The sequence below is a fragment of the uncultured Nisaea sp. genome, from assembly GCF_963974195.1.
In the GTDB taxonomy this organism is placed as follows: Bacteria; Pseudomonadota; Alphaproteobacteria; order Thalassobaculales; family Thalassobaculaceae; genus Nisaea.
Genome location: NZ_CAXBDC010000166.1, coordinates 1 through 6,141 on the forward strand (window position 1 = coordinate 1; position 6,141 = coordinate 6,141).

The window sequence follows — 6,141 nt, forward strand, 5'->3', positions numbered from 1 at the left end:
GCCGTCACCATGATGATCCAGTTTGCCAGCTACATTCTGGAAAGCCTTGCCGATTACCGAGACGAACCCGGCCGACGTGAAATCGGCGGTTCCTCCGCCCATTAAGACCTGAAGAGCGAACCTGATCGATGGAACTCGTATTCCTCCTCCTGCTTGTCGTGATCATGGCAACCGCGCTTGCGTCCGGATTTCCGGTCGCTTTCGCGTTGCCTGGCTCCGCCATTATCACCATTGGGCTTGCTGCTCTTACCGGCGAACTCTTCGCCGGCGATGCGGCCGCCTATTTCGCACAAGGCGGGCCGGTTAACTGGCTGACGGCCGGCGTGACAAACTTCCGGGGCGTCTATTGGGAAGTCGAGAGGGATACGCTCATAGCGATCCCGCTTTTCGTCTTCATGGGCATCATGCTGCAGCGCTCGAAAATCGCCGAAGACCTTCTGGTCTCAATGGCGCAGCTTTTCGGCCCGATCCGCGGCGGCCTCGGCATTTCCGTCGTCTTCGTGGGCGCGTTGCTCGCGGCGACGACCGGTATCGTCGGCGCGACCGTGGTTGCGATGGGGTTGATTTCCCTGCCTGCGATGTTGCGTAACAATTATTCGCATTCACTTGCGACCGGGACAATCGCCGCTTCAGGCACACTCGGACAGATCATCCCGCCTTCCATCGTCCTGATCATCCTCGCCGATCAGCTCTCCAGCGCGGTCGACCAGGCGGGCATGGCGCGGACGGCCTATTTCAAGGAAACAACCGGCGAATTCACGATGCCGAGTTCGTTCGGTGTCAACTCGACCAGCGCCGGCGACATGTTCATGGGCGCCCTGCTGCCCGGCCTCGTCCTTGTCGGCCTCTATATGGCCTACATCCTGATCGTCGCATTTTTCAAACCGAAGATCGCACCGGCCGTTCCCTTTGAAGGGCAGTATGACCGCAAGTTCGCGGCACGCGTCCTGCTCTCGCTCGTCCCGCCGCTGACCCTGATCTTTGTTGTCCTCGGCTCCATCATCACAGGCATCGCGACCGTGAACCAGGCGGGCGCCATCGGTGCCGTCGGCGCCATGGTCATGGCCGGTTATCGCCTCTTCGATGGCCGCAAGGGCGCTTTCTATCCGGCCGTGATGGCGATGGGCTCGCTTGTCGTTATCCTGGTGCTGAACAGCGTCCATCCGATCAACATCCGAAACATCCAGACATCCGCGGATGTGATGGCTGTCGTCATCGCTCTTGTCGCTGTCGCCATGTTCCTGATCGCGATCATCTGGAGCGGTATCAGAACCTTCCACATCGAAAACACCTTGCGCGATGTGATGGTGGAGACGGCCAAGACATCGGCGCTGGTCTTCATCATTCTGCTCGGCGCGGCGATGCTGACGGCCGCCTTCCGGGCCTTCGGCGGGGAAGAACTCGTCCGTGAGTTTCTGACCGGCCTGCCTGGCGGGTTCTGGGCCCAGTTCATCATCGTCATGGGTGTGATCTTCATCCTCGGCTTCTTCCTCGACTTCATCGAGATCGCCGTGGTCGTGGTGCCGATTGTTGCCCCGATCCTGCTTGCCGATCCGTCCGCCAACATCACGGCGGTCTGGCTCGGTGTCATGATCGGCATGAACATCCAGACATCCTTCCTGACACCGCCTTTCGGCTTCGCACTCTTCTATCTGCGTGGTGTTGCCCCGGCGGCAGTGAAGACACTGTCGATGTACAAGGGCGTGATCCCGTTCATCTCTCTGCAGCTTTTTGCCCTCTTCATTGTCGGCATTACACCGCAATTGGTGAACTATCTGCCGAACCGGATGTCCCTCACTTCCGAAAGCGCCCCGCCGCCAAAGAATCCGCGGCTGCAGGTCTGCATCGAGGACTATATCCAGACGGCCTTTGCCCAGAACGGTAACGAAATCCGGGCGGCTATCGCGGATGCAAAGGGCTGGGATCTTTCGAACCTGCCCAAGTCGGTCCAGAACGATCTCAAGAAGAGTTTTGCCTCGGCGGAACAGGCCTTCCCGGCACTTGAAGAAGCTTTCGCCGCAACGGCTGCCATCGACACTGCAGCGGTCGATTACAAACCTCTGCATGTTTCGGTCCGGGCCATCCAGCGTGACATCTTCAAGCATGCCGCTGAAATCAAGGAGCTCGAGCAGACCCTTGCCAGCATGAAGCGGCAGAAAGACAGCAAACCCGGAGCGATCGAGAAAGTCCTGGCTCGTATTGAACGGCTGAAAGCTGAAAAAGCCGCCCTTGAGAGCGAGATTCCCGCTAATTGGGAACCTGAGCACAAGACCTTCACCAAGATCCTCTCCACGGAGAAGAAGGCACGCCTCAGCTACCGCAGAACGGTCGATACTGCTTATGAGCCGATCCAGATGCTTCGGACCACCCTGCAAGGCACGGATGCGCTGATTGCACTCTCAGGTGACATCGACGCTCTCGCGCAAGCGGTGACCGATCTTGAGCCAAAACAGGCTGAAGAGGCGATTAAGGAGGTCGAGTCCAAGATTGGCGCGGTTCCGGAAGCAGGCTCCATCCGTTCCGCGCTCAGCAAGGTCCGCAGAGCGCTCCGGGGCAAGACACCGGATCCGGAGAAGGCACTGGAAGAACTTCAGGAAGCCAAAACGCTTTACGCCGAAGAAGTCTCCTGGCGTCAGGCGGCCCAGCAATCGCTCAGCGCGAAACTGGCCACCTATGATGCGGCGATCAAAAACAACATCGGTCTCCGCCTCCAAGATCGCCTGCCGCACGAAATTGCCCTTGAGGTTGCCGCGTGCCAGTCCAACCATGTGGACATTTCATTGCACTTCTAGCCGATCGCCAAAAGGATCGCATGAAAGCCGGGAAACCTTGTGTTTCCCGGCTTTTTTTCTTGCCCGCGGCTCAAACGGGGGCAGATGCCGAGCGTTCGAACGCACATTCACCGTTATCTAACCGTCATAAAACGAACCGTATTTCCGCAACACAGCCTCGCTAGTTTTCGCCTCGCATTCATTCGAACACCAATGCGAAGGCAATTCCGTGGCTCCCAGTTTTTCCTCGAACGCATCCAAACGCCGGGCTGAAATCACCGAATTGGTCCGGGCCGCCGGTTACCAGGCGATTATCGAACTTGCGGACCGGTTTGCCGTGACCGAACAAACCATCCGCCGGGACGTGAACCAGCTCTGCGACAGCGGGCTGCTGCGCCGGCGGCATGGCGGGGTCGAGCTCCCTTCCCCGAATACGAATATCGATTTCGACCAACGCATGATCCTGAATGCCGGTGCGAAGGCCCGGATAGCGAACGCCGTGGCAGCGCGCATCCCCGATGGGGCCTCGATTGCCGTCAGCATCGGCACGACACCGGAAATGGTCGTGCGCGCCTTGCGCTCCCATACCGGACTGCGGATCGTCACGAACAATATCGCCGCCGCCCTGACAGCCAGCGCTAACCCGACCTTCGAAGTCACCATCGCGGGCGGGCGTATTCGGCAGGAGGGACGTGACGTGCTGGGGCAGCAGGTCGAGCAGTTCTTCTCCGCCTACAAAGTGGATTTCGGCCTGTTTGGCGTCGGCGGCGTGGATGCGGATGGCAGCCTGCTGGACTTCACGGAGGACGAAATCCGCGCGCGAGAGACCATCAGCCAGAACTGCCGGACCAAGGTCGTCGTGCTTGACCACACGAAGTTCGGACGCGCGGCCTATGTCCGTGGCGGCCATATCTCCGATCCTGATCTTGTGTTCTGTGACGGGGAGCCGCCCGAGGAAATCGGCGCCATGATCCGCGATGCGGGGCACGAGCTGGTCACGGCCGGAGATGACAGCGCCGCGCTTGCCCTCCTCCCAGAGTTCGCGGAAGCCGGAGAATGACCGGAATCTCCGTTACCGGACTGACAAAACACTGGGACACGGCAACAGCCGTGGACCATGTTTCCTTCGAGGTCGAGCCAGGCTCGTTCGCCGTCCTGCTTGGACCGTCGGGATGCGGAAAGTCCACTATCCTGAGGCTCATTTCAGGGCTGGAGAGCGCCAGTAGCGGCGGCATTGTCATTGGCGGCAGGGACGTTACGAACCTGCCCCCGGCGGAACGCGATCTGTCGATGGTCTTCCAGTCCTACGCACTCTTTCCCCATCTGACTGTCGCCGAGAACATCCTGTTCGGACTCAAGGTCCGCAAGACCGGCAAGAAAGACCAGCAAGACCGGCTTGGCCGGGTAGCCGAGCTGATCGGCCTCTCGGCCCTGCTCGACCGGCGGCCCAACCAGCTTTCCGGCGGCCAGCAGCAGCGGGTCGCGCTCGGCCGGGCGATCATCGCCGAAAAGCCGATCTGTCTGATGGACGAGCCGCTGTCGAACCTGGACGCCAAACTGCGGCACGAGATGCGGGTGGAGATCCGCGCCCTGCAGCGCAAGCTCGGCATGACAATGGTCTATGTCACACACGATCAGGCCGAGGCCATGGGCATGGCTGACCGCATCATCCTGCTGAAGGATGGCCGGATCGAGCAGAATGCCACACCGGCGGAAACATACCGGAAACCGGCCACAAGCTTTGCCGGGCGCTTTATCGGCACACCGCCGATGAACGTGCTCGCACTTGAGTGGAGCGGCAATGATGCCCGCTTCAACGGGCAGGATTCGGGAAGCACCGCCCCCGTTTTTTCCGGCAAGCCGGATATTCCCGTCTCCATCGGCATCCGGCCGGAAGAAATCAGTTTCAGGGCCGACAGCCCGTGCCGGGCCACGGTCGAGGCCGTCGAATATCTCGGCGCCGATACCCTGGTCGACTGCCGTATCGGCAGCGAACGCCTGACGGTCCGGACCCGGAATGCCGACACCCTCACAACAGGCAGCGATGTCGGCCTCTCCTGGCCGCGCGACGCCGTTCATCTGTTCGAAGCCGCCTCTGGCAGGCGGCGGGACGATCTCCTGACCCGTGCGGACGCATAGCGCGAGCACCGATCAGGAATTGGAGCCTCCCACAGGGCTCCGGAGCATGCCGGACGGAGACCGTCCGGAAACCAGTTTCAGACGAGAGGACTTGAAAGCGATGCACTTCACGAAAAAGCTTGGGATTGGCGCCGTCGCGGCTGCGATGTCGCTCTCCCTCGCCGGCACGGCCCAGGCCGTCGACCTGCAGTTCTTCTTCCCGGTCGCCGTCGGCGGCAAGGCAGCAGACACGATTGAAGCCCTGACCAACGAATATGCCGCGGCCCATCCGGACGTGAAAATCGATGCGGTCTATGCAGGCAGCTATCAGAACACCATCACCAAGGCGTTGACGGCCGCACGAGGCGGCCAGCCTCCGCAGCTTTCCGTGATCCTGTCCGTCGACATGTTCACCCTGATAGAGGAAGACGCCATCGTTGCCTTCGACGACCTGATCAAGAGTGACGAAGACAAAGCCTGGCTGAAAGCCTTCTATCCGGCCTTCATGGAAAACAGCCAGACTGGTGGCAAGACCTATGGCATTCCGTTCCAGCGCTCCACTCCGGTGATGTACTGGAACAAGGAAGCCTTCAAGAAAGCCGGTCTCGACCCGAACATCCCGCCGGCAACCTGGAACGAGCTGGTTGAGTTCGGCAAGAAGCTCACCGTCAAGGACGCCGCAGGAAACGTCACCCAGTGGGGTGTGCGCATTCCGAGTTCCGGCTTCCCCTACTGGCTGTTCCAGGGCCTGACCACCGAGAATGACGTCATCCTGGCCAACAGCGACGGCAACAAGACCAACTTCTCCGACCCGAAAGTCATCGAGGCATTGAAGTATCTCGTCGATCTCAGCGCCAAGCACAAAGTCATGGCACCGGGCATCATCGAGTGGGGCGCCACCCCGAAGGCCTTCTTCGAGGGTGAGTCCGCCATCATGTGGACCACAACCGGCAACCTGACCAACGTCCGCGCCAATGCGCCGTTCGATTTCGGTGTGGCCATGCTTCCGGCCAACAAGCGCCGTGGCGCGCCGACCGGCGGCGGTAACTTCTACATCTTCAAGGACTCGACGGACGCGCAGAAGGCGGCATCCCTCGACTTCATCAAGTGGATCACCGCACCGAAGCAGGCAGCCAAATGGACCATTGCGACCGGTTATGTCGCGCCGCGTCCGGATACCTGGGAAACGCCGGAAATGAAGGCCTATGTCGCCGATTTCCCGCCGGCCCTGGTTGCCCGCGATCAGCTTGAA

Annotated in this window: 4 protein-coding genes; all 4 read left to right on the top strand. The window is 60.5% G+C overall.

All coding sequences use genetic code 11. The features are described 5' to 3' along the window. Positions 1 to 128: 128 nt before the first annotated feature. Complete coding sequence (locus tag AAC126_RS21380; RefSeq protein ID WP_339857343.1) at positions 129 to 2,792, top strand: TRAP transporter large permease subunit; 2,664 nt, start codon at positions 129 to 131, stop codon at positions 2,790 to 2,792. A gap of 208 nt (positions 2,793 to 3,000) precedes the next feature. Next, complete coding sequence (locus AAC126_RS21385) at positions 3,001 to 3,831, top strand: DeoR/GlpR family DNA-binding transcription regulator (RefSeq protein WP_339857345.1); 831 nt, start codon at positions 3,001 to 3,003, stop codon at positions 3,829 to 3,831. Next, entirely contained in the window at positions 3,828 to 4,910 is a 1,083-nt protein-coding gene (locus AAC126_RS21390) for an ABC transporter ATP-binding protein (RefSeq protein ID WP_339857346.1), read from the top strand. Before AAC126_RS21385 ends, AAC126_RS21390 begins: the two co-directional genes overlap by 4 nt. A gap of 100 nt (positions 4,911 to 5,010) precedes the next feature. Continuing rightward, the coding region (locus AAC126_RS21395) for an ABC transporter substrate-binding protein (RefSeq protein WP_339857348.1) at positions 5,011 to 6,141 on the top strand (1,131 nt) is incomplete at its 3' end.